The 7,933-nt window shown below is 43.3% G+C and carries 3 protein-coding genes; 1 reads left to right on the top strand and 2 read right to left on the bottom strand.

Features of this window, described 5'->3' with window-relative positions; all coding sequences use genetic code 11:
- Positions 1-111: 111 nt before the first annotated feature.
- Together Q0510_RS11585 and Q0510_RS11580 are read right to left on the bottom strand one after the other, a co-directional pair.
- Positions 112-1,521 carry a RagB/SusD family nutrient uptake outer membrane protein gene (locus Q0510_RS11585; RefSeq protein ID WP_298711492.1) on the bottom strand — a complete coding sequence of 470 codons (1,410 nt, stop codon included), beginning with the start codon at positions 1,519-1,521 and terminating at the stop codon, positions 112-114.
- A gap of 10 nt (positions 1,522-1,531) precedes the next feature.
- Positions 1,532-4,894, bottom strand: coding sequence for a SusC/RagA family TonB-linked outer membrane protein (locus Q0510_RS11580; protein WP_298711490.1), 3,363 nt, complete (start codon positions 4,892-4,894; stop codon positions 1,532-1,534).
- A gap of 1,079 nt (positions 4,895-5,973) precedes the next feature.
- Between Q0510_RS11580 and Q0510_RS11575 the strand changes: the two genes are divergently transcribed.
- On the top strand, positions 5,974-7,932 hold the full coding sequence (locus Q0510_RS11575) for a PAS domain S-box protein (protein WP_298711488.1): 1,959 nt from the start codon (positions 5,974-5,976) through the stop codon (positions 7,930-7,932).
- Position 7,933: the final 1 nt, after the last annotated feature.

The raw sequence follows: 7,933 nt of genomic DNA, 5'->3' as shown, positions 1-7,933 counted from the left end.
AAGTGTCGTTACTTAAAATTAACCCTAACTGTCAGATTAAATCGTAGCTATTTCACATAAGTATACCGCAATGCCTTTTATCTATAAACTCTACAAGCATATATTTTGGCATTATCGTTTCCATCCCTGGTTTTGTGGTAAATTAGATATTGTAATTTCATCATCAGGTAGCGGAACTGTATATCTATAGCTATTGGGTTCTAATGTAAAGGTTTCATTATCAACTGTTCGTGAAATAGTTGTTTGATAAATGCCCTCTAAGTTAAGTCGTCGAAGATCACTCCATCGCAAACCTCTCATTAATAGTGATTTTCTACGTTCTTTTAGTATTATTCTTATTGCGTCGTCTGAAGAACTGGCGTTTTGATCTGAATATAGTGTATTGCCTTCAAGGCTTCTTGCCCATCGGCTTCTGAGTAATTTATTAAGATCTTTCATTGCTAGCTCAATGTTGTTAAGCCTGGCATTACATTCTGACCTTATTAAATACATTTCGTCTGTAGCTAAGCCTGAGAACTGTGTTGTTGAATTGTTGTACATGCCTTTAAATGAAATGATTGAATTGGCGATACGGAAGTAAATTTGCTTTCTTAAGTCATTGTCTTCGTATTGACTATATAGTTCTGGAACTATTGAGTAAAAGTTTTGGAAGTATGTGAGATGGTAATTTGTCATCGTTGAATGAAAAATTGTTTCCGGATTTACCATACCGAGATTTCTGTTCGAGGGTGGAATATCACTAAATATGATCAGGGAATCGGAAATAGCAATTGTCTTATTTGCAAACTCCAATGCTTTTGGATAGTTTGTTTGGATGAGATATATTCTGGATAAAAGAGCAAAACAGCTATGCTTGGAGCCTCTTGTGTTCACAGCCGCTTTACTGGGCAACAGAGTTATGGCAGTTTCAAGATCGGAAATTATAGATGCGTAGGTTTTGTGGACGCTGCTTCGAGTTAGTTTCTGTGTAATATCACTAGAGTTTGGAAAAGGTAGTCCGTATGGACTATCGCCATTTTTATCATATGGTGGGATAAATACTTGAGATAGATCAAAATAGGCTTTTGCCCGATGAAATAGGGCATTCCCTTTCACTTGATTGAATTTTGTAGAGTTGTCGCTGGTGATTTTGTTCAAGCCATCCAGCACTAAATTACATATGAATATTCTTTTATAAGCAGCATTCCAATCATTTACCTCTTGATAGAGCATTTTATTGTTCCAGAGGTATGCATTTCTTTGCGCGTTAAAAGTGGGTTGGTTGTTTTGCATTTTGGGCCAACTGACATCTGGACAATCATGGTCGTCACAACCAATTTCTCCTAGTCCTGGGGTGTTTGTTGATATTGATCGGTAGTCATCCAGAAGTAACTCAAAATCTTTTACTGTTGACGGCACTGTTATTGATTTGTCAGATTTTATGTCGTACCATTGGTCGGTACAGGATTGTAGGATTAGTAAGATGAGGAATGCGTTTCGGATACGCAGGTAGAAGTTGTGACAATAGTATGCTTTATTCATTATTTTATGTTTAGAAGGTAATGTTAATTCCCATGGCACCCGTTTTAGCAGTGCCATTTGGTGTCAACGTGTTTTGAGTGTCTGGGTTGTAGGTACTTTCCTTCCAGATGAAACCTAAGTTATCCAAAAATAAGAATAGATTAATGTTGGAAATGGGCAGCCACTTGCAGTTTTGTTTAGAGATAATATAGTTTAATTTGATATCCTGTAGTCGTATGTCGTCGGCTTTTTCAACAAGGATATCAGATTGGCTGTAAATGTCATATCTGTGATCCGAATACGAATCTAGATATCCGGGTACATTAGTTTTAGTTTCATCCCCTGGTGTTTTCCATGCTTGTAGATAGTCTATATGTGCGAACGTAGAGGATAGGCCTCCGCTGAAGCTAGTTCTTCTGAAATAGTGTCCAAATCTATAAGATAAACTAATGGAAGCGGAGATATTTTTGTATGTAAATTCGTTTCGGAAGTACCCGAAAATTGGCGGGACGCTTCGTCCGTTGTATTTATAGTCAGTCAGTGTGGATTGTGACATCAAGTTTGATTCGGTGATACGGCCGTTTTGAACAAAGTTAGCATCTCCATTGGTAGAATTTAGACCTCCCCACCTGAAACTGTATATTTTATCCAGAGGTTTACCTATTATCGGGATGGCGTTTCCAGTATACCCATAAGGTGCTATATATCCAGTCGGTGGTTCTATTGAGAAACTCTTAACTTCATTGGTATTGTAACTGAATAATAATGCAGGAGAGTAGGATAGCTTTCCCCATTTGAAGTTTGATTTTATATTTATATCAATTCCTTTTGATTCTAATTCGGAATTGTTCCCATTGTAGAATTCGAATCCTGTAGTTGGAGCTGCGGTTATCGAACTTATTAAGTCAATTCCTTTCTTTCTATATAGCTCAATGCTTCCCGAAATTATATTCAGAAAGCCGAAATCTATGCCAAAGTTAATTTGGCGAACCCTTTCCCATTTTAGTTGGGGATTCGGCGGGTTTACAATGCGTGCGTGTGGTAAGAATAATGGTGTAGTGGGTTGAAGGTACGTGGCTGTGGCTAAAGGGGAAATACCGGCTTGTGTGTTGCCATTATATCCATAGCTTGCCCTTATTGTCAATGAGTTGTTCCAGTCCAGGTTGTGGAAACTTTCTTCATTTATTGTCCATGATATGCCACTTGACCAGAGGGGTACAATTCTGTCATTTGCCGATACGCCAAAAAAATTGCTTTGATCAATTCTAGCACTTCCATATACAGTATATCTTCTGGCGTATGAGTATGATGCATTTATATAGTAGCTTCCAAACCTTGAAATGCTTCCTGATCTGTATCCGATTTCTGGTGAAAGGTTATCTATAGAGCCTTGAGGTCTATTGGTCCAGTTGCCTGGTATAATTTGTCGAAATGTATATGTTTCTGGATCAAATCCATATTGTGTCGGGCCGCCGTATGATTCAAATGTCTGCTCCCTTGTTTCAATTCCTAGAATGGAAGATACGTTGTGCTCTTTAATTGATTGAGAGTAGTTTAGTTGGCCCCTTAAGTTCCAAGCTTTGGATTGGCTGTTGTTATTTGAATAGGTGTCGCCCAATGGCACAGGATATATAATCTCATTGGTATTGGGATCTGTAGTTACATATTTGTTGATGGTATTCCGAATTTCATATGAACTTTGATCGAGATACCTTGATGATTGTATAATAGTTTTTTGCCATTGATAGGAAGCTTGAACTTGGAAATATTTAAGGAAGTTGTAGCTAATGTTACCATTGAATCTAAGGTTGTTGCTTTCACTAGTATTATTATTGTTTTTTATTTCATCAATTGGTCGTAGATGCCAATCTAATTTGCCTGGAAACGAAACGGTATCTAAATAGTTCAGTCTAATATAGTGGGGTATTTCATTACTTAATTGATCGTTTTTTTTTAATTGATTATACGGGCTACCGGTTATGCTGGAAATATATTTTGTGACTTCGTTTTGAATACTTGCTTTTGAATTAGTCCAATTAATATCTCCGGTGATTTGCAAGTTTCTAATGGGATTCCATGAATTGTTTAATCGTAATGAGAAGCGATTTTGATTATTGTTAATTTCTTCTGAGTTTGATTTGTCAAATCCAATTGAGGCATAGTATTGGTAGTTGTTTGCGGATCCTGAAATGTTAACCGCATACTGTTGTAAAAAGGTATTTCGGTAAAGATATTTTTCGACATCTCTTCTAATATCATTTTTTTTTAGTTGTTGAATTAGTTTGTTCGCTACGTCTTCAGTTATATGACCTTGTTTTTTTCTCTCTAGGATTTCTACGAGTAGTGGAACAGGTGGAAAGTCAATGCTATTTTCTAAATAAGGAGCGTAATAACCGCGATTATATAGTTCTTGTTCAGTATTTACAGCAATAGAAGAAGGTATTGAGGGAATGTTTGTCCATTGTGGTTTTTCAATAATCTTTACATGTGAACTTAATTTTATTGCAGCGTTTTTTCCTCGTTGTCCCTTTTTCATATTTATTACAATTACACCGTTTCCTGCCCGTACACCCCAGATTGAAGCCGCTGCTGCATCTTTTAACACTGTGATATTTTCGACATCATTTGGGTTGATGTCGTTTGGGTCGCCATCATAAATGAAATTATCCACTATCAAGAGAGGTTTAGAGTCGGCATTGAATGAGCTAAGGCCCCTTATTGTGTAAGAGGAGAGGTCATCCTTCGCTCTGCTGTTTCTGGTAGCTTTTAATAGTCCGGGAACCATATCTTCAATTCTTTCTAGAATTGAAGAGCCCACTCTGCGATTAATTGATTTATTATCTACTACAGTTACGCTCCCCGTCACTCTTTCTTTAGGAATGTTTTGGTAGCCTGTAGATACAATCTCCACCTTCTCCAAGTCGGTCACCCTTTCCTTTAATGCAATGCTGATAACGGTACTGCCTTTGATTTTCAGTTCCTGTCTTTCGTATCCGATATTGCTAAAAACTAGGGTGGCGTCGGAGGGGATGGCAGGGAAGAAAAAATCGCCTTTGGCGTCGGTGATGGAATTTACGGACTTCCCCTTCACGCTCACCGTCACCCCAGGCATAGACGCCCCCTTACTATCTACTACTTTCCCGCTTACAGCAACATTGGGAACGGTATCTATCACTGAGAATATCTCAGGCTTTTTCTCCGGTTCTTTTAGCCTTCTGATAATGATGGATTTGTCCTTGATGAAGTAGGAGACCTTAAACGGTTTCAACAGTTCATCCAGGACTTTTTCCAAAGATGCTTGTTTAACATTGATGCTTACCGGTGTTTTTACATCCAGGGTTACTGCGGAGAAGAAGAACGTATACCCGCTTTGCTTTTCTATGGAACGGAGCACACTTGATATTTCCGTATTATTGAATTTGAGGGATATTTTGCTGTTAGTTTGTTCAAATGCTAACGAAGGCAGCATCATCAGTAAGATAATGGCACGCCATAGGCTTCGGATGATTTTGGGTCGGTAAGTAAACATGAGTTGCATGGCAATAGCTTTAGAAGTCAAGTTTGCAGCCTTTTGCTATATGGAGAAAATAAGCATGTCCGTGTCAGATGCATTAGATCGTTGAGTGACAAAGCAGTTATTGATAGTTAACGTGGTAATTTATGGGTCTAAAGTAGTATGGTTTTGCTGCGACTTGGGTTAGCAATTTGTTAAGCAATGTTTAAAATCGTTAACAAATAAATAACTGATGTTCAGGTATTAATCCTTCACCTTTACATCGCAAAATGCAATAGATCAACCGACAGTTAATCAGACGATGATTCTCCACATTTTGATCTGGTTAGTTTCCATTAGTTTTATATGCATAGGCCCTTCGCTATTCAGCCAGCGAGGGCCTTTCACTTTTTGGCATGCAGCGTAAAAATGGTAGATGTAGATCATCGGCAACACCTTGGCATTGATCAAGATTTTTGTTAATTCCATGGATTATAATCCTGCCCCACGTTCTTCAACTAGCTGGGGCCTTTTTCTTTACTAACCTCCCGGTTAGTTTGAGTCGTTAACAAAAGAACAACAATTGCCAACGATAATAACCTGCATCTTTACCATAGGTCTTAAATCATTGGCAACACTCAGGCATAGTTTTCGGATTTTTGTTTTGGTTGAATCCATTGATTTTATAAAAGGTCTCGCAAATAAGCCAGCGGGGCCTTTTTTGATTTTATACGCCTGGTGAATTTCCAACAAGAAATTCACTTCGGATGTAAAGGCGCACCGTTATTATCGCTAGAGTTTTGTATCATAAAGGTTTGATAATAATGCCAAGTGCCGTAACAAAATGAAGTAGTTCCATAATATTTATGGCGTGGCCCCTCGGGGTCTTTACCCTCCGGGGCCTTTTCTTTGTAGCATCCCTAACTATATCCCTCCAAAAAAATCCTTATCTTCCCGATGCTTTCAGCCCGTAATCCACCATGCCAGCACAGAACAACAATAACACCGCCCGCAATTCCCTCTCGGCCTCGCCGCTGCTGGAAAAACAACTCATCGAAAGCCTCCCTGCTGCTGTTTATATCACGGATCAAAACGGTTTCATCCTGCACTTCAACGCCGCCGCCGCCAAACTCTGGGGCCGCAATCCACAGTCAGGGCAGGACCGCTGGTCCGGGGCGTTCAAAATATTCCAGGCCGACGGCCAAACACCCATCCCCGCCGAAACCGGTCCGCTCGCCCGCACCCTCCTCACCGGCGTCGCCGTAGAAGGAGAGGAGATCATTTTCGAACGGCCGGACGGAACCCGCTCCATCGTAATGCCGCATCCCAAACCGCTGTTCAATAACAACGGTGAGCTCATCGGCGCCATCAACATGCTCACCGACCTCACGGCACAACGCCTCCAGACCGAAGGCCTCACCCACCTGGCCGCCATCGTGGAGTCGTCCGACGACGCCATTATTTCCAAAACCCTCAACGGCATCATCACTTCCTGGAACAAATCCGCCGAGCGCATATTCGGGTACAAAGCCCATGAGATAATCGGCAAACATATATCCATCCTCATTCCGGCCGACCGCCAGGACGAGGAGCCCGCCATCCTCCGCCAACTGGCCGCAGGCAACCGGGTAGACCATTTTGAAACAGAACGCGTCACCAAAAACGGGCGCATCATCGATATTTCCCTCACCATTTCCCCCATTTACGACGACTCCGGGAATATTATCGGCGCCTCCAAGATCGCGCGCGATATCACCGGCCAGAAGCGTGGGGAAATGCTGCTGCGGCTGGGAGAGGAGCGCTTCCGGATGGCGGTGTCCGCTACCAAGCTCGGCGTATGGGAAGTAGACCTCCGCTCCGGGAAAGTGACCTGCTCCGACGAATGCCGCGTCATCCTGGGGGTAGACTTCAGCACCATCACCAGCCTCGACACCCTCGAAGCCATGCTCCATCCCGTCAGCAACACCCGCTCGCTCCTGCAGCTCAAAGCCCTGGTGGAAGACAATGGCAAGGGCGAGTACGATGCCATCCACCGCATCATCCGCCCCACCGACCAGGCGCACCGCTGGGTAAGGGTCCGCGGCTCCTACTTCCTGGGGCGCGACGGCAGGCCCGAACGCCTCCTGGGCACCCTGCTCGACATCACGCCGGAAAAGGAAGCGGAGCTCCTGCTCGAACGCACCGTGCAGGAAAGGACCGTAGAGCTCCTCAAATCCAACGAACGCCTGGGGAAATCGAACCGCGACCTGGAAGAGTTCGCCTATATCGCTTCGCACGACCTCCAGGAACCACTCCGGAAGATCCAGACCTTCATCGACATGATCCGGGAGAACCCCGGCGATACAGATGCTTTCGATAAGTACTTCGCGAAAATTTCCGACTCCGCCCGCCGGATGTCGACTCTCATCCGCGACGTGCTCAATTATTCCCGTTTGTCCAACGCGGAAGGGATACCCGGCGAAACGGACCTTAACTATGTAATAACAGACGTATTGTCCGACTTCGAGCCGGCCATCCAGGAAAAGGACGCCACGATCACCGTCAGCGACCTACCCGTGATCGTAGGTGAAACCGCCCAGCTACGGCAACTCTTCGCCAACCTGTTGGGAAACGCGCTGAAGTTCTCGGTAGGTTCCCCTGTCATCAATATCCACAGCCAGCCCCTGACCCCGGTGATGGCGGCCAGGTTGTACAGCCTCCCGGAAAACCGTGCTTATGTGCAAATAAGCGTGGAAGACAATGGCATCGGCATCGACGAGCAATACATCGATAAGATTTTCGCCATCTTCAAACGGCTTCACACGCGCCAGCAATATCCCGGTACGGGCATCGGGCTGGCTATCTGCAAAAAAATCGTGGAAAACCATCACGGGCATATCTTCGCCCGTTCGCGGCCCGGAGGCGGAACGGTCATGGTGGTGGTTTTGCCGGTGATGTAAG

This window comes from uncultured Chitinophaga sp., assembly GCF_937874145.1.
Classification (GTDB): Bacteria; Bacteroidota; Bacteroidia; order Chitinophagales; family Chitinophagaceae; genus Chitinophaga.
Note: the sequence above shows the minus strand (reverse complement) of the source record. Positions and strands in the feature narration are given on the sequence as shown.

Bases quoted from the DNA above. Each gene is read 5' to 3' on its own strand.
- Q0510_RS11585 (WP_298711492.1), bottom strand. From the start codon at position 1,521: ATGAATAAAGCATACTATTGTCACAACTTCTACCTGCGTATCCGAAAC.
- Q0510_RS11575 (WP_298711488.1), top strand. From the start codon at position 5,974: ATGCCAGCACAGAACAACAATAACACCGCCCGCAATTCCCTCTCGGCC.